Origin of the sequence: Caenimonas sp. SL110 (genome assembly GCF_001044395.1) — a bacterium.
GTDB lineage: Bacteria > Pseudomonadota > Gammaproteobacteria > Burkholderiales > Burkholderiaceae_C > Ramlibacter.
Genome location: NZ_JANU01000053.1, coordinates 12,751 through 36,131 on the forward strand (window position 1 = coordinate 12,751; position 23,381 = coordinate 36,131).

Below are 23,381 nucleotides of genomic sequence, written 5' to 3' on the forward strand. Positions count from 1 at the left end.
ATGGCTGTCATGCCGGACTCGATCCGGCATCCACCGCGCAGCGGCTACGGCTGTCGAAGTCATGATTTCGGAAGATTCGAAGGATCTCTGCGATCTCGGCCCGCAATGACAGCCAGGGGCGTCATCGTCACGACCAGCTTGCCGACCGCCTGGCGAGTGGCCAGCAGGCTCAATGCTTGCCCGGCCTGCGCAAGCGTGAAGCGCTGCGAGATACGCGGACGAATGAGTCCCTTGGAATACATGGAAATCAGTTCGCGGTGGCTCGCGTCGTATTTCTCACGTTCGCGAGTGATGAACTCGCCCTGACCCACCCCGCGTATGTCGCAGCCCTTGAGCAGCACCAGGTTCATCGGCAGCTTCGGGATGCCCGCGGCAAATCCGACAACGAGGTACCGGCCCTGCCAGGCGATCGCGCGCAGGCACTGCTCGGCATAGTCACCACCCACCACGTCGAGCACTACATTCGCACCCTGCTCGCCCAGCGCTTGCTTGAGCGCCTGGCCAAAAGCACGCGCGGCGTCCTTGTCCATTGCGCCTGCCGGATACACCACGCCTGCGTCGGCGCCGCAAGCCAGCGCGAGTTCCAGTTTCTCCTGCGAAGAGACAGCAGCCACCACCCGCGCACCCATCGCCTTGCCCAATTCAACTGCCGCGAGCCCCACACCCCCGGACGCGCCCGTGACGAGCAGCGTTTCACCCGCCATCAACTCACCGCGCTCGCGCAGCGCGTAGAGCGCAGTGCCATGGCTGAACAGCAGAGCCGCTGCATCGTCGAACGGCATCGCATCGGGGATCGGCACGCACTTGTCCGCATCGATCACGAGTTCTTCTGCAAGGCCGCCCCAGAAGCACCAGCCGATGACACGATCGCCCTTGTTGAGCGTGGTGACACCCTCGCCCACTGCATCGACGACGCCGGAGACTTCACCTCCCGGCGCAAAGGGACGCGCGGGGCGCATCTGGTATTGGTCGTTGATGATGAGCGTGTCGGCATAGCCCAACGCACATGCATGAACACGCAGGCGCACTTGCCCCGCACCGGGAACGGGCGAAGCCACGTCTTCGACAACAAGTGTCTCCGGCCCGCCGGCTGCCTTGCTAAGGAGTGCTTTCACTGGAGTGATTGAACGGCTGCAGGCTTTAGCCAACCATCGTCAGGCCGCCGCTCACACTCAGCACCTGGCCCGTCACATAGCCTGAATTCGGCCCGACCAGGTAGTGCACCGCATGCGCCACATCTTCCGGCTGCCCGAGCCGCCTGAACGGAATCGCGCTGATGAGCGCCTCGCGCAGCCCTTCGCTGGCCTGCGTGTTGAACAGCGGCGTATCGGTTGGTCCGGGGCACACCACGTTCACGTTGATCTGGTAGCGGGCCATCTCGCGTGCGAGCGATTTGGTAAATGCAATCAGGCCGCCCTTGGTCGCCGCGTACGCGGTCTCGCCCATGCTGCCGACGCGCCCAGCATCGCTGGCGATGTTCACGATCTTGCCCGCGTTGGCCGAGATCATCGACGGCAGCACCAGTTGCGTCAGGCGCATCGCGCCCAGCAGGTTCACCGCCACGAGCCGCTCCCACAACTCGGGGTCGTTCTTGATGAAGGGCCCGACCTTGTCGAAGCCCGCCGCATTCACGAGGCCATCGACACGGCCGTGTTGGGCAAGGACTGCTTCGGTAAACGACTTCACTGAATCCGGTTTGGCCAGGTCGAGCTGCGTCGCCGAGATCGAGCCTGCGCCTTCAAACGACTGGGCCGTCGCTTCAGAGCCCGCCATGTCCAGGTCACCGATATGCACGCTCGCCCCATGCGATGCCAGCAGGAGGGCAGTCGCCTTGCCGATGCCCGATGCGCCGCCGGTCACGACGATGATCTTGTCTTTGAGTTCCATGATGTCTCCAGGGTTCTTCACTTGGCCGAGCGCGCCAGAAAGCCGCCGACGAGTTCGCGCGTGCGCGGATGCGCAAGGCAGGTTTTGACGTTGTCGCGCTCGACGTTGTAGCCGTTGCGCGTGGGGTCGAAGGCCGCATTGATCGCAGCCTTGGCGGCCTGGGCCGCATGCGGTTCGATGGCAGCGAACTGCCGCACCACCGCATCGGCCTTCTCGTCGAACTGCTCGACCGGCACAGCCCACTGCACGAGCCCGAGCGCAAGCGCTTGCGCACCGGTCACGGTCTCGCCCGACAGGATCATGCGCATCGCAGCCGCACGCCCAATCGCGCGCGGCAGGCGCTGCGTGCCGCCAGCGCCTGGCATCAATCCCAGCTTCACTTCAACCAGGCCCAGCTTCGCCTCTTCGGATGCAAAGCGCATATCGCAAGCCAGGGACAGCTCCAGGCCGCCGCCCAGGGCGCTGCCCTTGATTTCTGCCAGCGTCGGGCGCGTCAGTGCCTCGATGCGAGAAAACAGCTTCTGGTAGCGCTCACCCGGCCCCGACTGCACCTCGATCGACTGGCTGAAATTCGTTTCGATCTGCTTGAGATCGGCGCCGCCAGAAAACAGCTTGAGCCCGCTGCGAATACGCAGGATCGACCAGTCATTGCGCGGCTCCAGGCCGTCGAGCAACTCGTGGAAACCGGCGACCCAGGCGTCGTTCATCGCATTGACCGGCGCGCGCACCATCGTGATGGTGGCGATGGAGTCGGCTACATGAAGTTCAAACATGGCGGGCTCCTTACAGCGACCACGCGGCGCGTGTGCCTTCGTCGATGGCCCGCACCGCGTCGAGTTCGCTTGCGATGTGGGCACCGCCCACGACATCGACTTTCACCCCTTGCGCGATCAGCTCGTCGGCCAGCGTGCGATTGACTTCCTGGCCGGCGCAGATGACGACCGTGTCCACCGGCAGCAGCGTCGGCTGGCCGTTGACCGTCATGTGAAAGCCTTCGTCGTCCACGCGCTCATAGGTGCAGCCGGTCACCGTCTTGACGCCGCGGCGGCGCAGCTTGCTGCGGTGGATCCAGCCGGTCGACAGGCCCAGCCGCTCGCCGACTCGCGTGTTGGAGCGCTGCAGCAGCGTCACCGTGCGTTCAGCCTTGGGCGTGTGCATGTCCTTGAGGCCCGTCTTTGATTCGGGTGAGGTATCGACACCCCAATCCTCGAAAAACTCCTGCGGCGTTTCGCGATGCGACGCGTCGTGATCCGACGTGAGCAACTCGGCCACGTCGAATCCAATCCCGCCCATGCCGATGATCGCGACGTGACGGCCGGCCGTCTTGCGCCCACTGAGGATGTCCAGGTACGAGACCACCTTGACGTGATCGGAACCCGGGAACGACACATCGCGCGGCAGGATGCCGGTGGCGACAATCACCCGGTCGAACTCGCCCGAGGCGAGCTGTTTGGCCGTCGCTTGCGTGTTCAGGCGAACATCGACACCGTTGCGTTTGAGCATCTCGCCGAAGTAGCGCACCGTCTCTGCAAACTCCAGCTTGCCCGGCACTTTCATCGCCAGGTCCAGCTGGCCGCCCAGCACGCCAGAGGCTTCGAAGAGCGTGACCCTGTGCCCGCGATCGGCCGCTTCGCTGGCAGCGGCAAGCCCCGCAGGACCGGCACCCACCACCGCGACATTGAGCTTGCGTGCCGGAGGCGGCGAGCGGAACTCCAGCTCGCGGCCCGCCTTGGGGTTGACCATGCAACTCGTGGCCTTCTGGCTGAACGCGTTGTCCAGGCAAGCCTGGTTGCAGGCGATGCAGGTGTTGATGGTTTGCGGCAGGCCGGCAGCGACCTTCTGAACGAAGTAGGGATCGGCCAGCAAGCCACGCGCCATCGACACCATGTCGGCATCGCCGCTGGCCAGCATCTCTTCTGCCATCTCCGGTGTGTTGATGCGGTTGGAGATGACGACCGGAATGCGCACGGCCTTCTTCAGGCGCGCCACGGCAAAACGGAATGCGCCGCGCGGCACCGGGTAGGCAATGGTCGGCACCACCGATTCATGCCAGCCGATGCCCGTGTTGATCAGGTCAGCGCCAGCGGCTTCGACGGCCTGGGCCAGCGCTGCAATTTCGTCGAAGCTGCAGCCGCCTTCGGCCAGGTCGATGGCCGAGATACGGTAGTCGATGATGAAGGTGGGTCCTGTGGCTGCGCGAATGCGGCGCACGATCTCCACCGGGAAACGCCTGCGGTTTTCTGCGCTGCCACCCCATTCGTCGGTGCGGTTGTTGCATCGCTCGGTGGTGAACTGGTTGATGAGGTAACCCTCGGACCCCATCACCTCCACCCCGTCATAGCCCGCAGCTTCGGCCAGCTTCGCGCAACGCACGAAGTCCTCGACTGTCTGCTCGACTTCTGCGGTGCCCAGGGCGCGCGGCGTGAGCGGATTGATCGGCGAGCGAATGTCCGACGGCCCCACCAGGTTCGCAATCTTGGCATTGCGGCCCGCATGCAGCAGTTGCAGCACGATCTTGCCGCCGTGCTGGTGCACTTCGGCCGTCACCTCGGCGTGCTCATGCACCTGCGCCGGGCTCACCAGCATGGGCGCACCGGGTTCGATCAGGCCATCTTCATTGGGCGAACAGCCACCGGTGACGATGAGCGCCGCACCACCCCTGGCGCGCTCGCCATAGAAGGCCGCCATGCGTTTGGCCGGCTCGTCCTGCATGTCGATGCGCGTGTGCATCGAGCCCATGAGGACCCGATTGCGCAGCACCGTGCGGCCCAGGTCCAGCGGCGCCAGCAAGTGAGGAAATGCATTCGTCGTCATGCGGCTTATTCCTTGCGATCGCGCACCGCGCGAAATTGTGGCTTGCGCTTTTCGCGGAAAGCGTTTGCGCCTTCCTTCGATTCAGCGGTCTGGTAGAACAGCGCCAGTGCTTCCAGGCCCGAGTTGCCGATGCCGCGAATGTTGTCGCTGTCGGCGTTGAAGGAACGCTTGGCAATTGCCAGTGCGGTGGGGCTTTTTTCCATCAGCTCCGCGCACCACGCGTCCACCGTCTCGTCCAGCTTGTCGTGGGGAACCACCGTGTTCGCCAGCCCCATCGCCAGCGCTTCGGCAGCGGTGTAGCGGCGGCAGAAGTACCACATCTCTCGCGCTTTTTTCTCGCCCACCACGCGCGCCAGATAAGCCGTGCCGTAGCCCGGATCGACCGAGCCCACCTTGGGGCCGACCTGGCCGAAGATGGCTTTTTCGGATGCGATGGTGATGTCGCACATGGTGGCCAGCACATTGCCGCCGCCGATGGCAAAGCCCTGCACGCGCGCAATCACCGGCACGCGGCTGTCGCGAATCAGTGTCTGCAATTCCTCGATCGGCATGCCGGCCACGCCACGGCCTGCGTACTTGCCATCGTGCGAGGACTGGTCGCCGCCGGTACAGAACGCGCGCTCACCAGCGCCTGCCAGCACGATCACGCCGATGGACGGATCGGCATCCGCATCGCGCAGCGCCAGGATCATTTCTTCGACCGTGTCCGAGCGAAAGGCATTCATGACCTTTTCGCGGTTGATGGTGACGCGCGCGACGCCGTCTTTCTTGGTGTAGAGGATGTCGTTGAATTCCATGGCGTTGTGCTCCGGTTTGTTTTGAGTTGTCGGGTTCAAAGAGGGTCCCAGGTGAAAACATCCTGGGAGCGTTCCAGCGGTGTGAATTGCGCGCGCATGGCGGGCATCGCCTGGTTGGCGATCTTCTCGGGCGTCCAGCCTTCGGCGTTGTGCACCGAGCGAATAGGCCGAGGCTGCGAAAACAGAAAGATTTCATTGGCCCGCACACCGAAGATCTGCGCGGTCACATCCTTGGCCTGGTCGCTGGCGAGGTACACGGCCAATGGCGCGATCTTGGCCGTCTCCATGGTCTTTAAGCGATTGACGCGCTCGACCTGGTCGGGCGTGTCGGTCGGGATGCTGCTGATCATGCGGCTCCACGCAAACGGCGCGATGCAGTTGGAGCGCACGTTGAACTTCGCCATGTCCAGCGCGACCGAACGCGACAGGCCGACGATGCCCAGCTTGGCGGCCATGTAGTTGGCCTGGCCGAAGTTGCCCACCAGCGCAGAGGTGGAAGTCATGTTGACCAGCGCGCCCCGGTTTTCGCTCTTGAAGTGCGGCGCTGCGGCGCGCGCCATGAAGAACGAGCCTTGCAGGTGCACGTCGATCACGGTCTGCCACTCTTCGATCGACATGTTGAAGAAGAACCGGTCGCGCAGGATGCCGGCGTTGTTCACCACGCAGTCGATGCGGCCGTAGGTATCGACCGCCGATGCAACGATCTGCTGCGCGGTGGCCCATGTGGCAACACTGTCGGTATTGGCAATCGCCTTGCCGCCCAGCGCTTCGATCTCGCTGACAACGCGCTGCGCGGGACCCTGGTCGAGCCCGACGCCCGACAGCGATGCGCCAATGTCGTTGACCACCACCGATGCGCCTTCAGCGGCCATCGCCAGTGCAATGTCGCGGCCTATGCCGCCACCTGCGCCCGTCACCACCACTACCTTGTCCTGCATCCAGCCTGCCATCTCATCTCCTTTGTTGTTCGTCAATTGCGTCAGTTGCGTCAATTACGTCGATTGCGCGGTGCGGTCAGATCGCGCCCGCGGTTCGCAATGCGGCGACGTCGCCTGCTGCGAAACCCAGCTCGGCCAATACCGCGTCGGTGTGTTCGCCCAGCGCGGGCACCGGGTCCATGCGCGGATCGTCCTCGCGGTTCATGCCCGGCGGGAACAGCGCGCGCAACTTGCCGACGGGCGAATCGATTTCGGTCCAGCGATCGCGTGCCTTGAGTTGCGGATGCTCCCATACGCCCTGCATGTCATTCATGCGCGCGTTGGCAATGCCCGCCTCATCCAGGCGCTCGACGAGCTGCTCACCGGTGAGGCCTTGGAACACGCCATCGACCAGCTGCTTGAGCTCATCGCGCTTGCCCACGCGCTGCAGGTTGCCCGCATAGGCGGCATTGGTCATCACGTCAGGACGCTTGAGCACCGTGCGGCAAAACGACTCCCACTCGCGCTCGTTCTGGACGGCCAGGATGACCGTGACCCCATCGCCTGCCGTGAACGGCCCATACGGGAAAATCGCCGCATGCGATGCGCCCGCCCGGACCGGCGGTGCCGCGCCGTCATAGGTGTAATACAGCGCATAACTGGTCCACTCGGTCATGGCTTCGAGCATCGACACCTCGATGTGCGAGCCCTTGCCGGTGACGCCGCGCCGCAGCAGTGCCGCCAATATGTTGCTGTAGGCGTACATGCCCGCTGCGATGTCGGCGACCGAGGCACCTGACTTAGCCGGTTCCTGTTCGGTGCCGGTGATGGAGACAAGCCCCGCCTCGCTCTGGATCAGCAGGTCGTAGGCCTTCTTGTCGCGGTAGGGGCCGTCGGGTCCGTAGCCCGAGATGTCGCACAGGATCAGGCGCGGGTGTTTGGCAGACAGCGTTGCCCAGTCGATCCCCAGCCGCGCCGCCGCACCGGGTGCGAGGTTCTGCACGACCACATCGGCCGAGGCAATGAGCGCTTGCATCACGTCCTTGCCCTGGGGATGCTTGATGTCGAGCGTGACGCTTTCCTTGGACCGGTTCACCCACACGAAGTGCGATGCAAGCCCGCGCGTGCGTTTGTCGTAGCCACGTGCAAAGTCGCCGGCGCCGGGCCGCTCGACCTTGATGACGCGTGCGCCCAGGTCCGCCAGCTGGCGGGTGCAAAACGGCGCTGCGATCGCGTGCTCGAATGTGACGACCGTGAGGCCCTCCAGCGTTCTCATGGTGCGTCCTTCAGAACGAGCGCGGCAGTCCGAGCACATGCTCGGCCACATAAGACAGGATCATGTTGGTCGAAATCGGCGCCACCTGATACAGGCGCGTCTCGCGGAACTTGCGCTCCACGTCGTATTCCGTGGCAAAGCCGAATCCGCCGTGGAACTGTATGCACGCATTGGCCGCTTCCCATGACACATCGGCTGCGAGAAGCTTGGACATGTTCGCTTCTGCGCCGCAGGGCTGGCCTGCGTCGAACAGCGATGCAGCCTTGAAGCGCATCAGGTCCGCTGCCTGCAGGTTGACCCAGGCGCGCGCAATCGGAAACTGCACGCCCTGGTTCTTGCCGATGGGCCGGTCGAACACGATGCGCTCGCTCGTGTACTTCACCACTTTCTCGATGAACCAGTGCGCGTCGCCGATGCACTCGGCGGCGATCAGGGTGCGCTCGGCGTTCAGGCCGTCCAAGATGTACTTGAAGCCCTTGCCTTCTTCGCCGATCAGGTTTTCCACCGGAATCTCGAGGTTGTCGAAGAACAGCTCGTTGGTCTCGTGGTTGACCATGTTGGAGATGGGCCGCACTGTCATGCCCCGGGCCATTGCCTGCTTCACGTCCACCAGAAAGATCGACATGCCGTCGGACTTGCGCGCGACCTGATCGATGGGCGTGGTGCGCGCCAGCAGGATCATCAGTTCGGAATGCTGCACGCGCGAGATCCAGACCTTTTGTCCGTTGACGATGTAGTGATCGCCCCGCCTGACCGCCGTGGTCTTGAGCCTGGTGGTGTCGGTGCCGGTGGTGGGTTCGGTCACGGCCATCGATTGCAGCCGCATCTCGCCGGATGCGATGGCGGGCATGTAGCGGTCCTTCTGCGCCTTGGAGCCGTGGCGCAGCAGCGTGTTCATGTTGTACATCTGGCCGTGGCAGGCACCGGCATTGCCGCCGCAGCGGTTGATCTCTTCCATGATGACCGACGCTTCGGCCAGGCCCAGGCCCGAGCCGCCGTATTCCTGCGGCACCAGCGCGGCGAGCCAGCCGGCCTGTGTCAGCGCATTGACGAAGTCTTCGGGATAGCCCTTTTCTTCGTCGATACGGCGGAAGTAGTCATCGGGAAGCTGGGCGACGAGACCGCGAATCGCGTCGCGGATGTCCTGGTATTGGTCGTGGGTCCTGTGCATTTGCCCAAGCATCGTGGGGTGAGCCCGCACTGACAATCGAATTGTTTTGCCGATGATTGAGCAAATCTAAATGCGACGCGCGATGCCGCCGTGGCTTGGAATATCATCGCTTGAATTCAATTCAACCAAGCGCTTGCACACCAAGCCGGGCACTCGTTACAAGCCATGAGGGATATGCCTCCCCTGAATGCGCTGCGGTCGTTCATCTCGACGGCCCGCCATCTCAGCGCCACCAAAGCCGCCGCCGAGCTCCACGTCACGTTGGGCGCGGTGAGCCATCAATTGCGCGCCCTCGAGGAATTCCTGGGTGTCGACCTGTTTGTGCGCGGCCATCGGCAGTTGACGCTGACCGAGGCAGGCGAGCGCTACTTTCGCGATGTGTCTGCCGCGTTCGATTCGATCCGTGCCGCCACCACGCTGCTGGTGGAGCCCGCCAACAAGGAAATGCTCAAGATCCGCGCGTACACGACGTTCTCGCTGCGCTGGCTGATCCCGCGCCTGTCGAGCTTCTATGCGCAGAACCGGTCGGTGGAACTGGTGCTGTCGACCAGCAATGACCCGGTTGATTTCAGCCGCGAGAAGATCGACTTTGCGATTCGACTGGGCGTTGGGCAGTGGCCGGGCGCGCTTGCAGAGAAGCTGATCCCCAATATCGTCGCGCCGGTGTGCAGCCCCGCGCTGCTCGCGCGCGGCCCGGCGGTGAACGAGCCCAAGGACCTGATGCGGCATGTGCTGCTGCAATCGACCTGGCCTGAGCGGCGCGACGACTGGCCCGCCTGGCTCGCGGCGCAAGGCGTTCCGGCGCTGGATGATTTCAGCTTTCTGTACTTTGAAAGCTCGGCCTTGAGCTACCAGGCCGCGCTGGAGGGCCAGGGCTTTGCGATGGCGCAGATGGCGCTGGTGCGCGATGACATTGCGGCGGGCCGGCTCGTGTGCCCGTTCGACCGATACCTCGATCGCGGTGAGTTCACGTACTACCTGATCTACCCGGAGAGCCGGCGGCTGACGCCGCAGATGAAGATTTTTCGGGACTGGTTGCGGGCGCAGTGTGAAGCGTTCAACGAGGGTAGTACTTCAACTCCCAGTTCTGCGCCCCCGTCCGCGCGGTCGCGAAAAAGCGCCTCATCATCGGATCCTCAGGATCAATAGTCCCCCGGGTCCGGGCTCTTGCCCTCGGGCCTGCTGCGCCCGACCACCCTGCTGGCGACCTCACGAACTTTGCGGTGCAACTCCTGCGCCTGGGCCATCGTCTTCAGAGTCCCGACCGGGAGCGTGTCGATCGCTGCAAAAAGTTCGAGTTCACCAATGCGGCCGCGCCTGAACCAATCGTCGATCAAGGCGGGCGTCAGCAGGAGGTCTCGTGGATTCGAGATCAGCACGCCCTCGGGCGTCATACGCCCTTCAACCGTACCCTCGAGTGCGCGCGTGGCGGCCACGCCCAGCATCTGGACAATTCTTTGGGTATCCGGGTCGCCAGCGGACATCGTGCCGATGTTGTAGAGCAACGAGGACAGCCGAGGCTTGGGCATTGCGCTGGCAACCAGCTCGATGTGTTCAGCCAGGCCCATCCAATGGCGCTCGCTGCCCAGGTTCACACCGGCGATGGAAACCTCGTTGGCAATCGCGGCCAGGGCATCAGTCAGCGAGACCAACCCATGTTGCAGGTGCCTCTCGACGCCCAAGGGCTTTGAGAGGAAATTGAATGCAGTCTGCACCGTCTTTGCGATCCGCTGAAAGTCGCTCGACTCCATCCGCCTGATTTCCTTGTCGTCCAGCGGCGGACCAGGTATCACTTGCGCCGCCGCAAGTGCCGCCACCGCGTCAATGCGATCCGCCACGATGCTTTGGAGCACCTTGGCCCTGAAACGGGGAAGCGCGTCGGTATTGAGCAGCTTGCTGATTTCGGTACGAATTGGCTCAAACAGCTCAATCAGTTCACGCGCATCAAGAACACCCCCCGCACGCAGGGCCTCTTCGATGGGCAGGCGAAGCGCTGACGCGACGTTCGCCTGCAGGGGGGCGCCCTGCTCGATGAAATCGCGCATCAGTTCCCGGGCCTTGTCCATGGTCGGGGCGTGCATGAACCCGTTCAACGCAGTGATGATCGTGAAGTTCTCTTCGTTGTGTTCGCTGGATAGATGCGCAAGAAAGTCCGCAACCAGTTTCGGGTTTGCGCCCGGCCGTGTGATCTCATCCGCATGCGAGGGGATCGCGTATCCCCGGCCATGCCAGAACTCCATCGGGCTGGCCTGGGCGATCTCACCTTTTGAATTGAATGCCACGCTGTACGACACCATCAGTGGCTGGCGATTGCTCACAGGCACGACGAGCGAGTTGCGCTTGGCGCTTGCGCCATCACCGTCACGCCTGGGTTCGATGACGCTTGCATTTTCGCAATCCCTGATCGTCAGGCGGCATGTGACCACAGCGCCGCCTTTGCCATCGCTCGTGAGTTCATAGCCGACCGAACGCCTGCCTGTCAGGAATACGGGCCTGCCGTTGACCCGCACCGGGGTATTGGCAGAGCGAAGCACGGCATTGAGCGGGTCCAGGCCACGCATGCCCATGAAGCTGACGATGGCGTCCTGCAATTGCGGGTTGCCTGCGCAAAGACGCGCCATCCGTGCGTGACCGGCTGCCAGCGCAGCTTGCCTGCCCTCCGGTTTCGCGAGTTCGCGGTCGTCAAACAGTCGCTGCGGCCCATACTTACCCGCGTCCAGCTCGTCGTCACGTTCGATCAGATAGTCGAAAGTATCCGGCTCAATCCCGGCCGGGACCCCGACGGCGGCAGCCGCAAGCTTCTGGACTTCGGCCGCCAGAAGGGACTGTGCGTCGCGGGACGCCAGACCAAACTTCACGGTGATGTTCTCGTTGGCATCGACGTCGATGCCATAAGACAGAAAGCCCTCGCGCACCTCCACCGGCAGCTCGCTGGCACGAAGACGTGGACGCGGCGGCGGGTCAGGATCCAGCACGGCGCGAACCGTGCCGAGCACCCCCCGCAAGTCAGCCAGTTCCCCCGGCAACCCGGGGGTCTCCTTGACGCTGGCGGACAGTTCGATCTCGTACAGGGTGGCGAGCAACTGCCCGAACGCTCCACCCTGAAGGACTGCGGTCAGCCTGCTTCTCGCCTCCGGATCGAGCTTGCGTATCTGCTTGACCAATTCACCGTTGAAATCCGTCCCGAAGTAGAGCCGGCTCTCCCTGCGCTGCGTGATGGCGATCCTGATCTGATGCACTGCCGAGGTGAGCGCCGCAGGCCCGTTGATAGTGGCGAGCGCATCGATCACCTTCTTCGAGCTGGCCATGTGGCCCGCTTGACCCGCCTTCTTTCGTGCCGCTCGCACCGCCTCGATTCCGAATGGCAGCGCCCCCTTCGCTACTGTGGTGGGATGCTCCAGTACCTCGAGTGCGGCGGAAAGCGCTTTGAGATCCTTGTCATCGAGCGTGCGCAACGCATGCTCCAGCTGCTGAATGCGTTCCATGCGCGCAAAGCCGGTCAGTTCACCGCCGCGCACGAAAACCAGGACTGGCAGCGACCGCAAGCTGCCGATCAGTTCGGCATCGAGCGTGAGGTGAAGCGAGCGCAGCAGCTTGAATTCTTCGGCAAGGCCGGTAATGCCTGCGATGAAGCCGCCCACGTCCTCGATCGTCGCTTTCGCCTGATCGAAGGGCCAGCGCTGGATATCTCCCATGTGTCGCGTGAACTGCCGCAGCGCGGTCTTCTGGCGCACTTCGAGGCAGGCCTGCGAAAGTGTCACAACTTCGTGTCTTAGGGTGGCGCCGGCAAACGATTGGCTGGGTGCGGTTGCCAGTTCCACCAGGTCCCGTGCGGGCAAGGTCATCAGAAATCGCTGCAGGTCCTGCGGGGGAACACTCTTTTGCAAGACGTAAGTAAGTGCGTCCAGGATGATTTCAACGGAGATGCGCCCGATGTCACCGCCGGGGCCTGGTCGCACGTTTGCGCTTGCCTGCGCTTTCGCGGCCGCGTAAGCCAGACTCATCTTCTGCTTGCCGTCATCGCCCACTTCGCCGGAACAGCTGATTGCTTCACAAAGGTGATCCTGCAAGACCGGGGAGAGCGCGGGGTTGATGCTGGCCAGAAAGTAGTCGGCAATCCGGCCCATGAGTTGTGTGAGGAATGCATCACGCGAATCGCCAAGAGCCGCGAGCGCGCCATGGATACCCTCGCGCTCTCGTACCGACATGTTCGACAGCAGTGAATCGGCAGTCTCGAGCATCTCGCGATCCTGCTGCGCTGGAGTTGCGGCTATCGATGAGCGGATGGAAGCGACCTGCGCATTGGCATGGCTTACACCCTGTCGCAGGCTCACCAGCAACTGACTCAGGCGGACATGCGCGCTCACAACCTCGCTGCGCTTGAGTGTGAATTTCGCCTTCAACCGGGCAGCGGCGCCCGGGCGCTTGTCATCCGTCGGCTGGTTGATCGGCATGCGGAACAGCAGCTCCGCGGATGTGGAGGTTCGGGTCAGGCGGGAAGTCGCGATCTCCAGGTCCAGGAAGTCATCGGGTGACAGTTCCCAGTCGCGCAGCGGCGCCCGGACGTGGCCGCCGCGCGGTGGCGGCTCCGACAGATGGCCTCCCTGGCCCTCGTGTTGCGCATCACTACCTCCACTCGAACGGCGCCTGCCGGGGGGCTGGCTACCGGAAAGCCCGATACTCAACTGCGGGGCGACCTCGGCTGCGCCGCTACCGGAAGCTGATGATCGTTGGGGGAGCGAAGCCACATCGGCGAGGCGGGAGGCCGAATCGAAGCGCAGCGGGGGCGCCGGCCTTTTTTCACTGGCGAGGCTGGTCTTGCGAGAGGCGTCCATCACTAATCCTTGACTGGTTCAGCAATGAGTGACCAGCTGAGGACTTTAGTTCCAACCCCTCGGCTACTGTCCGGTGAACACCGCGCCGCGCCGTGCCAGCAGGGCATCAATCCCCTCGGCCGCATCGCGCGTTGCGGCGACCCTCGCGATCGCCAGCGCCTCTTCTTCGAGCTGCGACTGCAACTGCGCCGACCCTGCACGCAGGAACAGGCGCTTGATCTCTCCGTAGGCACGGGTCGGACCGGCGGCCAGCTTGCGCGCGAGCCCTGCCGCTTCATCGGCCAGCCGGTCACCCGGCACGACAAGGTCCACGATGCCCGCAGCCAGTGCCGCTTCACTGTCCAGCACTTCGGCCAGCAGCACAAAGCGTCGCGCGCGCGCCATGCCCATGCGCGATGTGAGCGTGGCGCTCGTGCCCGAGTCACAGCTCAAACCGATGCGCGCAAATGCCGAGCCGAACTTGCTGCCCTGCGCAGCGACGACCACATCACAACCCGCTACAAGCGAGAGCGAGCCACCCATCACTGCCCCGTGGACCTGCGCGACGAGCGGCACGGGCAAGGCCCACAGGCGCTGCAGCGCCATGTGCAGATCGGCGGTCCACTCATGGACCAGCGCGGGCAGGCCGCCTTCGGGCGCATGGAACGCCTTCAGGTCACCGCCGAAACTGAAGTTGGGTCCCTCGGCCCTGAGCAACACGCAGCGCAAGCCCTCGCATTGCCAGAGCCATTGCACCTGCGCCTTGAGCTCGTCGATGAGTGCACGGTCCAGCGGATTGCCGCGATCGGCCTGCGTGAACGTGAGGGTTGCAAGACCGCCCTCGAAGCTGGTGGATAGAGACGCCATGCTTGCCGCTATCAATACTGCACGGCGGTGCGGCCTATGCGTTCGCGCGCGATCACCAGCTTCATCACGGCCGCCGTTCCATCACCGATCTCCAGGCCCATCACATCGCGCATGCGTTGCTGGTGCGGGGAATCTTTCGACCACCCATAGTGGCCAAACGTCAGCAGGCATTGGTGGATCACATCGAACGCGTGGCGCGGGCCCATCCACTTGCACATGGCCGCTTCCGCTGTGTGCTTGACGCCCGCATCGCGCAGCGACAGGGTGTGAAAGCAAAGCTGGCGGACGGCGGCGATGATCGACTCGCCCTCCGACAAGGGGAAGGTCACGCCCTGGAACTGGCCAATGGGCCTGCCAAAGGCTTCGCGTTCTTTCGAATACGCCCACGCCTCGTCGAGCGACGCCTGTGCTGCGCCGCAGCATTGCAGGCCGATCAGCGCGCGGCTGTAGTCGAAGCCCTGCATGCCGATGGCAAAACCCTTGCCGATCTCGCCCAGCACGTTCTCTGCCGGGATGCGCACATCGTCGAAGAACACCGAACCGCGGCCTGCCGCGAGGCCGCCCACATCGTCGAAACAGGTGGTCGAAATACCGGGCACATCGGCCGGGACGAAGAACGCAGAAACGCCTTTGGCGCCTTCGTCAGGCGCACCGGTGCGGGCGAACACCAGGAAGGCGTCGGCCCTGTCCGCAAATGAAATGGAGGTCTTCTCGCCGTTGATGACCCAGCCGCCCCCTTCGGCGGGCCGCGCCTTGACCTGCAGGTTGCTCGCATCCGATCCGCCCCTGGGTTCGGTCAGGCAGATCGAAATCACCGCCTCGCCTCGCGTCATGCGCGGCAGCCACTGGCCTGCGATCGACTCGTGCGCATGCCGCTGAAGGATCGCTCCGTTGAGTGATGCACCGAGCATGAACGAGCCCATGTTGAAGTCGCCATAGGCGATCTCTTCAAACATGACCCCCGTAGTTACCCCATCAAGCCCCATGCCCCCCGCGCTCTCGGGCAGGTCCATGCCCAGCAGGCCGAGCGCGCCCATCTCGCGCAGCAAGGGCCGGTCGAGCACGGCCTCTTGTTCCCTCTTCTGGTAATCGGGCAGCAGGCGCTTGCGCGCGAACTGGCGAGCACTCTCCTGGAGCGCCTTCTGGTCGTCGGTCAAAAGCATGGGTGCATTGAAACGCCGGGGCCGGCGCAGATCAATCGAATTCTTTTTCGGTGGGTTGAGCGGAATTGGACCCATCGAAAATTTACTCAATTGCGCCGCGCACCGGCGCGAATCATCATCGGCCCCAAACGGAGACAACCGAATGAAGATCGCAGACGTGCTGGCACGAGACCTGTTCCGGGGCAAGACCGCCTTCATCACCGGCGGCGGCAGCGGCATCAACCTGGGCATTGCGCGCAACTTTGCGGCCCTCGGTGCCAACATCACCATCTGCAGCCGCGACCTGGGCAAGCTCGATCGTGCAGCAGTCGAATTACGCGCGCTCGGCGCACAGGTGCTGACGGTCAGCGCCGATGTTCGTGACGCGAAGGCAGTTGCTGCCGCACTGGAGACCAGCCAGGCGCAATTCGGTCCCGCCGATGTGGTGATCTCGGGGGCGGCAGGCAACTTCATCTGCGAAGCCGAAAAGCTCTCGCCCAACGGTTTCAAGACCGTGATCGATATCGACCTGCTCGGCTCGTTCAACGTGTCGCGCTGCGCGCTCGACCAGCTCAAGGCCACACGCGGCTCGCTGATCTTCATCTCTGCGGGCCTGGCCTGGTTGCCCTACTCGCACCAGACCCACGCCGCCGCAGCCAAGGCCGGCATCGACGCCCTGATGAAGAACCTGGCGCTCGAATGGGGGCGCTATGGCATCCGCGCCAACAGCATCGCGCCGGGCTATATCGGCGAGACCGAAGGCACGGACCGACTCGCACAGGGCCCGGTGCTCGACGCGGTGCTCCAAACCACGCCGCTGGCGCGCCTGGGCACCACCGACGACATCGGCCACGCGGCTGTGTTCCTGGCGTCACCGATTGCGACCTTCATCACCGGCTCCGTGGTCGTGGTCGATGGTGGCCACTACCTCGAAGGCCCTGCGTTGCTGAACGCGGCGCAACGCAAACTGTCGGCGCAGGCATGAACCCACTGGCCGCTGCTGCGGGCCTGGCCCTGGATCTCGCGGTGCAGGACATCGCGGTATCGTTCGGCGGCATCCATGCGCTGCGCGGTGTTTCGATGACGGCACCGGCCGGAAAGATCACGGCGGTGATCGGCCCCAACGGCGCTGGCAAGACGAGTCTCTTCAACACGATATCCGGCTTCTACAAGCCCGATAGCGGTCGCGTGTTCCTGGGCGGGCAGGACATCACCGCCACGCCGGTACACGCCCGGGCAGGCATGGGCCTGGCACGCACCTTCCAGAATGTCGCGCTGTTTCGCGGCCTGTCGGTGCTGGAGAACATCAAGCTGGGCGGCCATCACCTGATGCGCTCGACGCCATTGGCCGCGATGTTCGGCTTGCGCGGTGCGCGCAGCGAAGAGCTCAGCTTGCGGGCCGAAGTGGAAGACCGGGTGATCGACTTCCTGGAACTGGACAACGTGAGGCACAAGCCGGTCGAGGCGTTGTCGTACGGTTTGCAAAAGCGCGTGGAACTCGCGCGCGGACTTGCCATGCGCCCTTCTGTGCTGCTGCTTGACGAACCGGTCGCCGGCATGAACCGCGAAGAGACCGAGGACATGGCGCGCTTCATCCTCGATGTGCAGGAAGAATGGGGCGTGACGGTGGTGCTGGTGGAACATGACATGGGCATGGTGATGGACATCTCGCATCACGTGGCCGTGCTGAACTTCGGCGCGCTGATTGCACAGGGCACGCCCGCGCAAGTGGCGCGCGATCCTGAAGTTGTGAAGGCCTATCTGGGCAGTGAAGCCACAAAGCCGCAAGAGGTTGCCGCATGACCGGCTTCTATATCTTCACCGAGTTCACGCTGCTGGGGCTTCTGGCCGCAGGCGTCTCGGCCTTGATGGCGCTGAGTTTCGTGCTGGTCTACAAGGGCACGCACGTGGTCAACTTCGCAGCCGGCGAGGTGATGATGCTGGGCGCGTACCTCTACTACACCGCCGCCGTGCTGCTCAAGCTGCCACCTGCGCTGGCGCTGGTGGTGGCACTGGCCGGCATCGCGCTGGCGAGCGTGGCGATCGAGGCACTGGTGCTGCGCCCATTGGCGGGCCAGCCCACCATCGCGATCCTGATGGCGACCATCGGCATGGCGAGCCTGCTGCACGGCGGCGTTGAAATCATCTGGGGCCAGGACCCGCTGGAGACACCGGCGCTCTTGCCGCGCTTTCCGGTGAACTGGGGCGAGGTGATGATCCCCGGCGCGGCGATCGGCAACTTCGTCGTGGCAAGCGTGCTGATCGCAGGGCTGGTGATTTTCTTTCGCTACTCGCGCGCAGGCATTGCGATGCGCGCGACGGCGAGCGACCCGGTGACGGCTGCGACGCTGGGCGTGGACATTCGCGCGTCGCAACGCATGACGTGGATCCTGTCGGGCGTCACCGGCACGGTTGCAGGGGCCCTCATCGCGAGTTCGGGCAGCGTCTCTCCGGCGCTTGCATCTTCGGCGCTGGGTGTGTTTGCCGTGGTGATTCTCGGCGGCCTGGACAGCGTGGCCGGCGCGATCATCGCCAGCCTGGTGGTCGGCGTGCTGGAGAGCCTGACCGTCGGCTACATCGGCGGAAAGATGCGCGATGTGTTTCCCTACCTGGTGGTGCTCGCGATGCTGATCGTTCGGCCCTACGGCCTGCTCGGCACCCGAGAAATCGAAAGACTCTGAACCATGCGATGCGGCGTCTTCTTCGAGAACTATCGCGGCGAGGAGCAGTTGTGGGATTCACCCACGGCCCGCGCCTGGATCGCTGCATTCATCGCGGTCGTTGCACTGCTGCCGCTGTGGGGCTCCGACTATGTCGTGGCGATGGCCTGCATCGTCGGCATTCACCTGATCGCCACGATGGGACTGAACATCACCACCGGAAGCGCCGGTCTGATCTCGCTCAGTCAGGCTGCGTTCATGGGCGTGGGTTGCTATGCGGTGTCGTGGTTCGCCAAGTGGGGCATTCCCTTCTGGCTGGCACTGCCGCTGGCGGGGGCGCTGGCCGCAGCGATCGGCATGCTGGTCGGCCTGCCCAGCCTGCGCGTGAAGGGCATGTACTTTGCCATCGCCACGCTGGCAGCGCACTTCGTGCTGGGCTTTCTGTTCCGTGAATGGACGCCCGTGACCGGCGGACCACGCGGCGTGACGATTCTTCCGGCGAGCTTCTTCGGCATACAGCTGACCGGCGACCGTCGCATGTTCTATCCGATCTTTGTCTGCGCGGTGCTGCTGGGGCTGGCCGCGGCGAACCTGGGGCGCAGCTATGTGGGCCGTGCATTCGTTGCCGTGCGTGACCGCGATATCTCCGCCGAAATCCTCGGGGTGAACCTCTTGCGCACCAAGGTGCTGGCGTTCATGCTGGGCGCGTTCTATGCCGGTGTTGCAGGAGGCCTGCTGGGGTACTTCTATGGCGCGATCACTTCCGAATACTTCACATTCGGGCTGTCGGTGTTCTATGTCGCCGCGATCATCGTGGGCGGGCTGGGGCGCGTGCTGGGCAGTGTGCTGGGTGCCGTTTTCATGACCTTCGTGCCCGAATCGTTGCGGCTGCTGTCGAGCGCGCTCTCGGGCTCCATGCCCTCGCTGGCCAGCCACCTGCTTCCGATGGGGCAGATCGTCTTTGGCGTGCTGATCATCGGCTTTCTTGTTTTTGAGCCGCACGGCCTGGCCCAGATCTGGGCACGGGTGCGACGCACGTTCCACCTGTGGCCCTTCAGGACCTGAGCCACACACCACTTGCATTCAACCAGGAGACAACCATGACGCAAAACCGCAGACAAGTGTTGAGAGCAGCAGGCGCCGCCGCAGTGCTCGGCGTGGGCGCATGGCGCCCCGCATTCGCGCAGGCCAAGGCCGACGTGGTGATTGGCGCAGCCCACCCCATGACCGGCTTCATGTCGTTTGCCGGCGTCGCCAGCAACAACGCCATGGGCGACTACATCAACTGGCGCAACCAGAACGGCGGCATCCTGGGCAACAAGATCCGCTATGTCGGCGAAGACAGTGCCTACAAGGTGGACCAGGGCGTGGCCGTGGTCAAGAAGATGATCGCGCAGGAAAAGCCTTCGTTCATCTTCCTGGACGGCACGCCGCTGTCCAAGGCCGTTGCGCGCGATGTGCTGGCGACCGGCATGGTGATGACCGGCGGCTTCTCGTCGTCCGAGGCCTTGCTGGACCAGACCCAGTACCCGCATCACTTCCTGTCGGGCCCGACCTTCGGCGCGACGCACGAGATCCTGATGGAGTACATCGGCCGCACCTCCAAGGGCGCTGAAAAGCCCAAGATCGCGCTGGTCCACACCGACCAGGAATTCGGCAACGAGGCCATCCCGCATTCGAAGGCACGCGCCGCCAAGCTGGGCCTGCCGATCGTGCAGGAGATCGTCACCAAGCCCACCGGCGTGGATGTGACCTCCGAAGTCGCGAAGCTGCGCCGCTCGCGTCCGGACATCGTCATCTTCCAGGGCTACATCATGAATCCGGTGCCGGAGTTCGTGCGCCAGATGCGCGAAGCGGGCATCAATGCGCAAGTGATGTCCACCACCTACGGCGTGGACCGCATCATGTACGAGGCCCTGGCCAAGAATGGCGAGCGGCTGACCGGCGTGATGCCTTACCGCTATGGCTACGACACCGAATCCAAGATGATGACCACGATGCGCGAGTACGTGGCCAAGGTGCGGCCGCAGCAGGAATCGATCTCGGTGTTCTACATCCATGCATGGCTCACCGGCATGATCTTTTGCGAAGTGGCCGAGCGCTGCATTCGCGCCAACAAGAAGCTCACGCTGCCCAACATGAAGGCCGCGCTGGAGTCGATGAAGGAATGGGACACGGGCGGCCTCACAGGCCTGCTGGCCGATCTCAGCACACACCAGATCAAGTCGGGCCGCGTGTACAGCTACGACCCCGCCACCAAACGGATGGAGCCGGCAAGCGGATGGATCAGGGTCTGACGAACACGCCCGTCGCTGTGGCGCACGCACTGGTGATAGAGAACCTGGAGGTTGTCTATCACCACAGCATCCAGGCGCTGCGCGGCATGTCGATCGAGGTGCCTGACGCCAAGATGGTGGCGTTGCTCGGCTCCAACGGAGCGGGCAAGACCACCTTGCTCAAGGCCGCCTCGGGCATCCTGCCGATGGAAAACGGCCGGGTGGCCGGCGGGCGGCTGTCGTTCTTCGGGCAGGAGATTGTTTCGCGTGCGCCACACCAGCTGGCACGCGCGGGTCTGGCTCATGTGCGCGAAGGCAGGCATGTTTTTGAAGACCTCACGGTGGAAGAGAACCTGAAGGCCGCGACCGCTGCGCTCAAGGGCCGCGCCGAGGGTTCATCACCCGATCTCGATCTGGCGTTCGATTACTTTCCGCGCCTGGCAGAGCGGCGCAAGCAACTGGCCGGCTACCTCTCGGGCGGCGAGCAGCAGATGCTTGCCATCGGGCGCGCGCTGGTGGGCAGGCCCCGGTTGATGCTGCTGGACGAACCCTCGCTGGGTCTGGCCCCGCTCGTCGTCGCCGACATCTTCGAGATCATTCGCCGCATCAATGCGGAGCAGAAAGTGGCCATGCTCATCGTCGAGCAGAACGCGCGACTGGCACTGGAGACCGCCGACTACGGCTACATCATGGAAAACGGACGCATCGTGCTCAATGGCAGCAGCCAGACGCTGCGCGAAGACGCCGACGTGCAGCGGTTTTACCTCGGCCGCAATGCCGGGGAACAAGCGCAGGTGAGCTTTCGCGAGGTCAAGCACTACAAGCGCAGAAAGCGCTGGCTGTCATGAACGTTCAAGCAAGAGGCGTCGCGCCCGAACTGCGCGAGCTGACCCTGCCGCAGCGCCTGTTTCACTGGGCGCGCGTGCGTGCCGATGAAGTCGCGCTGCGCCAGAAGGACATGGGCATCTGGAAGCCGGTGACATGGTCGGGCTATGCCATGGAGGCTGCTTCGTTCGGCCTGGGCCTGATCGAGCTGGGTCTCAAGCGCGGCGAGCACGTTGCGATCCTGAGCGAGAACCGCAAGGAATGGGTCTTCGTGCAGATGGGCGTCGGCCTCGTGCAAGGTGTACCGGCCGGTGTGTATCCCACATCGCCGGGACCGGAAGTCCAATACCTGCTGACATTGTGCGAGGCACCGTACATCGTGTGCGAAGACCAGGAGCAGCTGGACAAGGTTCTGGAAGTGCGCGACCTGCTGCCCCAGTTGCGCCAGATCATCGTGATCGACCCCAAGGGTTTGCGTCACTACGACCGCACCGGCATCCTTGAATTCACCGAGGTAACTGCGCTTGGAAAGAAGCTTGCCGACAAGCAGCCCGATGTCATCGCGCAGTACCTCGAACGCCAGCGCATGGACGACACGGGGCTGGTCGTCTTCACGTCCGGCTCGACCGGAAGGCCCAAGGCCGCCATGCTGTCGTGGCGGGGCCTGTGCCGCGCGGGTGAAGGCCTCAACGGCGTGCTGCATGCCACGCCCAACGACAAGATCGTCTCGTACCTGCCGCTGTGCCACATGGCCGAACAGATGTTCGCGGTGCAGGTACCGCTCACGACCGGTGCGGTCGTAAACTTTGCAGAGAGCATTCGCACCGTGCAGGAAGACCTGCGCGAAGTGGCTCCGCAGATCTTCCTGGCGGTGCCGCGCATCTGGGAGAAGTTTCACTCGTCCATCGAAATCAGGATGCGCGAAGCCGGTGGTCTCAGGCAAAGCATCTACCGCGCGGCCATGGATGACCTGGGCCGATACGCGCACGTCGCAAGGCAACGCTGGTCGCTCGCACAGCGCCTGCGCGGCTGGATGTGGCACTGGCTGGTGCTGCGCGCGCTGCTCAACTATGTGGGCCTGCGCGAATGCCGCATCGCTGTGTCGGGCAGCGCGCCGATCTCGCCGGACATCCTGAAGTTTTTCAAGACGCTGGGCCTGTCGGTACGCGAGGCTTATGGACTTACCGAGGCATCGGGCGCGAGCAGCCTGCAGCCGAGCGACGAATCGCCGGTCGGCTCGGTTGGGGCGCCCTTCCCCGGCATCGAGATGAAGCTGGCCGAGGACGGCGAATTGCTGCTGCGCGGCGATGTGGTGTTCAAGGGCTACTACAACGGCGACGCTGCGACGGCGCAGGCCATCGACGACCAAGGCTGGCTGCACACCGGCGATGTGGCGCGGCTGGAACCCGGCCCGCTGGGTGAAGAGCTGCGCATCATCGACCGCAAGAAAGACATCATGATCACCGCCGGCGGCAAGAACATCACGCCGACCGAGCTTGAAAACGCCCTGCGCTTTTCGGCCTACATCAAGGAAGCGATCATCATCGCGGACCGCCGCCGGTTCGTCGCCGCGCTGATACAGATAGACCCGGAGAGCGTGGGCAAGTGGGCCGAAGAGTCCGGCATTGCATACACCAACTACAAGAGCCTGGCCGAGCTGGCGCAAGTGCGCGCGCTGGTGCAGCAGGAGATCGACGCGATGAACGCGAAGATGCCCCAGGTGCAGCACGTTCGCAAGTTCCACCTGCTGACCAAGGAACTCGACCATGACGACGGCGAAGTGACTGCCACGATGAAGGTCAAGCGTTCGAGCATCGAGCAGAAGTACAGCGACGCGATCGAGGCGATGTACGCCTGAACGCCTGGCTGTCATTGCGCGCCCGACCCGCAATCCATGACTTCAACGGCCGTCGCCGCTGCGCGGTGGATGCCGGA

Annotated in this window: 19 protein-coding genes; 8 read left to right on the forward strand and 11 right to left on the reverse strand. The window is 63.9% G+C overall.

From position 1 onward, the window contains the following. Positions 1-59 precede the first annotated feature (59 nt). The 8 genes from AQ12_RS19540 to AQ12_RS19575 form a co-directional block, all read right to left on the reverse strand. Positions 60-1,115 carry an NADPH:quinone oxidoreductase family protein gene (locus tag AQ12_RS19540; protein ID WP_082151695.1) on the reverse strand — a complete coding sequence of 352 codons (1,056 nt, stop codon included), beginning with the start codon at positions 1,113-1,115 and terminating at the stop codon, positions 60-62. A 25-nt stretch (positions 1,116-1,140) separates the two neighbouring features. Then, complete coding sequence (locus AQ12_RS19545) at positions 1,141-1,890, reverse strand: SDR family NAD(P)-dependent oxidoreductase (RefSeq protein WP_202967522.1); 750 nt, start codon at positions 1,888-1,890, stop codon at positions 1,141-1,143. Positions 1,891-1,904: 14 nt separating this feature from the next. After that, positions 1,905-2,660 carry an enoyl-CoA hydratase-related protein gene (locus AQ12_RS19550; protein WP_048441645.1) on the reverse strand — a complete coding sequence of 252 codons (756 nt, stop codon included), beginning with the start codon at positions 2,658-2,660 and terminating at the stop codon, positions 1,905-1,907. A gap of 10 nt (positions 2,661-2,670) precedes the next feature. Further along, on the reverse strand, positions 2,671-4,701 hold the full coding sequence (locus tag AQ12_RS19555) for an FAD-dependent oxidoreductase (protein WP_048441646.1): 2,031 nt from the start codon (positions 4,699-4,701) through the stop codon (positions 2,671-2,673). Between the two features lie 5 nt (positions 4,702-4,706). Continuing rightward, entirely contained in the window at positions 4,707-5,498 is a 792-nt protein-coding gene (locus AQ12_RS19560; protein WP_048441647.1) for an enoyl-CoA hydratase-related protein, read from the reverse strand. Between the two features lie 35 nt (positions 5,499-5,533). After that, the gene (locus AQ12_RS19565) at positions 5,534-6,448 is read right to left on the reverse strand and encodes an SDR family NAD(P)-dependent oxidoreductase (RefSeq protein WP_048441648.1); all 915 of its coding nucleotides are present in this window, start codon (positions 6,446-6,448) and stop codon (positions 5,534-5,536) included. A gap of 64 nt (positions 6,449-6,512) precedes the next feature. Further along, the gene (locus AQ12_RS19570; protein WP_048441662.1) at positions 6,513-7,691 is read right to left on the reverse strand and encodes a CaiB/BaiF CoA-transferase family protein; all 1,179 of its coding nucleotides are present in this window, start codon (positions 7,689-7,691) and stop codon (positions 6,513-6,515) included. A 10-nt stretch (positions 7,692-7,701) separates the two neighbouring features. After that, the gene (locus tag AQ12_RS19575; protein WP_048441663.1) at positions 7,702-8,862 is read right to left on the reverse strand and encodes an acyl-CoA dehydrogenase family protein; all 1,161 of its coding nucleotides are present in this window, start codon (positions 8,860-8,862) and stop codon (positions 7,702-7,704) included. 174 nt (positions 8,863-9,036) lie between these two features. Between AQ12_RS19575 and gcvA the strand changes: the two genes are divergently transcribed. Then, entirely contained in the window at positions 9,037-10,011 is a 975-nt protein-coding gene (gene gcvA, locus AQ12_RS19580; RefSeq protein WP_238587774.1) for a transcriptional regulator GcvA, read from the forward strand. Here gcvA and AQ12_RS19585 read toward each other — a convergent pair. The 3 genes from AQ12_RS19585 to AQ12_RS19595 all read right to left on the reverse strand — a co-directional run bounded on the left by AQ12_RS19585 (position 10,005) and on the right by AQ12_RS19595 (position 15,706). Next, the gene (locus tag AQ12_RS19585) at positions 10,005-13,697 is read right to left on the reverse strand and encodes a hypothetical protein (RefSeq protein WP_048441649.1); all 3,693 of its coding nucleotides are present in this window, start codon (positions 13,695-13,697) and stop codon (positions 10,005-10,007) included. The genes gcvA and AQ12_RS19585 overlap by 7 nt on opposite strands. A gap of 63 nt (positions 13,698-13,760) precedes the next feature. After that, positions 13,761-14,543, reverse strand: a complete 783-nt coding sequence (locus tag AQ12_RS19590) for an enoyl-CoA hydratase/isomerase family protein (RefSeq protein WP_048441650.1) — start codon at positions 14,541-14,543, stop codon at positions 13,761-13,763. An 11-nt stretch (positions 14,544-14,554) separates the two neighbouring features. After that, positions 14,555-15,706, reverse strand: coding sequence for an acyl-CoA dehydrogenase family protein (locus AQ12_RS19595; RefSeq protein ID WP_048441651.1), 1,152 nt, complete (start codon positions 15,704-15,706; stop codon positions 14,555-14,557). A 142-nt stretch (positions 15,707-15,848) separates the two neighbouring features. Between AQ12_RS19595 and AQ12_RS19600 the strand changes: the two genes are divergently transcribed. From AQ12_RS19600 to AQ12_RS19630, 7 genes are read left to right on the forward strand one after another with little or no spacing between them, the layout of a single operon-like run. After that, on the forward strand, positions 15,849-16,670 hold the full coding sequence (locus tag AQ12_RS19600; protein ID WP_048441652.1) for an SDR family oxidoreductase: 822 nt from the start codon (positions 15,849-15,851) through the stop codon (positions 16,668-16,670). Beyond that, entirely contained in the window at positions 16,667-17,488 is an 822-nt protein-coding gene (locus tag AQ12_RS19605; RefSeq protein ID WP_048441653.1) for an ABC transporter ATP-binding protein, read from the forward strand. The genes AQ12_RS19600 and AQ12_RS19605 overlap by 4 nt, the downstream gene beginning before the upstream one ends. Beyond that, positions 17,485-18,366, forward strand: a complete 882-nt coding sequence (locus AQ12_RS19610; RefSeq protein WP_048441654.1) for a branched-chain amino acid ABC transporter permease — start codon at positions 17,485-17,487, stop codon at positions 18,364-18,366. Before AQ12_RS19605 ends, AQ12_RS19610 begins: the two co-directional genes overlap by 4 nt. A gap of 3 nt (positions 18,367-18,369) precedes the next feature. After that, complete coding sequence (locus AQ12_RS19615) at positions 18,370-19,410, forward strand: branched-chain amino acid ABC transporter permease (RefSeq protein ID WP_048441655.1); 1,041 nt, start codon at positions 18,370-18,372, stop codon at positions 19,408-19,410. Between the two features lie 35 nt (positions 19,411-19,445). Then, positions 19,446-20,642: an ABC transporter substrate-binding protein gene (locus tag AQ12_RS19620; protein WP_048441665.1), complete on the forward strand. Its 1,197-nt coding sequence runs from the start codon at positions 19,446-19,448 to the stop codon at positions 20,640-20,642. Next, the gene (locus tag AQ12_RS19625) at positions 20,627-21,469 is read left to right on the forward strand and encodes an ABC transporter ATP-binding protein (RefSeq protein ID WP_048441656.1); all 843 of its coding nucleotides are present in this window, start codon (positions 20,627-20,629) and stop codon (positions 21,467-21,469) included. The genes AQ12_RS19620 and AQ12_RS19625 overlap by 16 nt, the downstream gene beginning before the upstream one ends. After that, complete coding sequence (locus tag AQ12_RS19630; RefSeq protein ID WP_048441657.1) at positions 21,466-23,304, forward strand: long-chain fatty acid--CoA ligase; 1,839 nt, start codon at positions 21,466-21,468, stop codon at positions 23,302-23,304. The genes AQ12_RS19625 and AQ12_RS19630 overlap by 4 nt, the downstream gene beginning before the upstream one ends. Positions 23,305-23,381: the final 77 nt, after the last annotated feature.

What these genes read in the sequence shown, in the direction of transcription:
- AQ12_RS19570 (WP_048441662.1), bottom strand. Translation starts at nt 7,691, where the DNA reads ATGAGAACGCTGGAGGGCCTCACGGTCGTCACATTCGAGCACGCGATC.
- AQ12_RS19560 (WP_048441647.1), bottom strand. Translation starts at nt 5,498, where the DNA reads ATGGAATTCAACGACATCCTCTACACCAAGAAAGACGGCGTCGCGCGC.
- AQ12_RS19615 (WP_048441655.1), top strand. Translation starts at nt 18,370, where the DNA reads ATGCGATGCGGCGTCTTCTTCGAGAACTATCGCGGCGAGGAGCAGTTG.
- AQ12_RS19610 (WP_048441654.1), top strand. Translation starts at nt 17,485, where the DNA reads ATGACCGGCTTCTATATCTTCACCGAGTTCACGCTGCTGGGGCTTCTG.
- AQ12_RS19625 (WP_048441656.1), top strand. Translation starts at nt 20,627, where the DNA reads ATGGATCAGGGTCTGACGAACACGCCCGTCGCTGTGGCGCACGCACTG.
- AQ12_RS19605 (WP_048441653.1), top strand. Translation starts at nt 16,667, where the DNA reads ATGAACCCACTGGCCGCTGCTGCGGGCCTGGCCCTGGATCTCGCGGTG.
- AQ12_RS19550 (WP_048441645.1), bottom strand. Translation starts at nt 2,660, where the DNA reads ATGTTTGAACTTCATGTAGCCGACTCCATCGCCACCATCACGATGGTG.
- gcvA (WP_238587774.1), top strand. Translation starts at nt 9,037, where the DNA reads ATGCCTCCCCTGAATGCGCTGCGGTCGTTCATCTCGACGGCCCGCCAT.
- AQ12_RS19555 (WP_048441646.1), bottom strand. Translation starts at nt 4,701, where the DNA reads ATGACGACGAATGCATTTCCTCACTTGCTGGCGCCGCTGGACCTGGGC.
- AQ12_RS19600 (WP_048441652.1), top strand. Translation starts at nt 15,849, where the DNA reads ATGAAGATCGCAGACGTGCTGGCACGAGACCTGTTCCGGGGCAAGACC.
- AQ12_RS19630 (WP_048441657.1), top strand. Translation starts at nt 21,466, where the DNA reads ATGAACGTTCAAGCAAGAGGCGTCGCGCCCGAACTGCGCGAGCTGACC.
- AQ12_RS19585 (WP_048441649.1), bottom strand. Translation starts at nt 13,697, where the DNA reads ATGGACGCCTCTCGCAAGACCAGCCTCGCCAGTGAAAAAAGGCCGGCG.
- AQ12_RS19565 (WP_048441648.1), bottom strand. Translation starts at nt 6,448, where the DNA reads ATGGCAGGCTGGATGCAGGACAAGGTAGTGGTGGTGACGGGCGCAGGT.
- AQ12_RS19595 (WP_048441651.1), bottom strand. Translation starts at nt 15,706, where the DNA reads ATGCTTTTGACCGACGACCAGAAGGCGCTCCAGGAGAGTGCTCGCCAG.
- AQ12_RS19590 (WP_048441650.1), bottom strand. Translation starts at nt 14,543, where the DNA reads ATGGCGTCTCTATCCACCAGCTTCGAGGGCGGTCTTGCAACCCTCACG.
- AQ12_RS19575 (WP_048441663.1), bottom strand. Translation starts at nt 8,862, where the DNA reads ATGCACAGGACCCACGACCAATACCAGGACATCCGCGACGCGATTCGC.
- AQ12_RS19620 (WP_048441665.1), top strand. Translation starts at nt 19,446, where the DNA reads ATGACGCAAAACCGCAGACAAGTGTTGAGAGCAGCAGGCGCCGCCGCA.